1 pseudogene is annotated in these 230 nt (G+C 30.4%); it reads left to right on the top strand.

Features of this window, described 5'->3' with window-relative positions:
* Nucleotides 1–230 (top strand): annotated as a pseudogene (locus tag ELQ12_RS10165) (hypothetical protein); the annotation flags it as partial.

Raw genomic sequence — 230 nt, 5'->3', positions numbered from 1 at the left:
AAATACACCCAAGAATATTCCAAAGCTTTGTTTGAAGCTGATCGTATATTAAGAACTTCTCCTTATATTAATTATCAACCTAGGTATCTAGATCCTGAATTTCACACAGGGGAGAAATCTACTTTACTTGAATTTAAAGATTGGCAAAGTATTTATTTAAAAGATCCTATCAAAGGAAGCATAGCTCCTTGGACTAAAGCAGAAAAAGCTTATTATAAATCTTTAAAAAC

Source organism: Campylobacter sp. US25a (assembly GCF_004379075.1).
Lineage (GTDB): Bacteria > Campylobacterota > Campylobacteria > Campylobacterales > Campylobacteraceae > Campylobacter_D > Campylobacter_D jejuni.
This window is presented reverse-complemented; position numbering and strand designations above follow the sequence as displayed.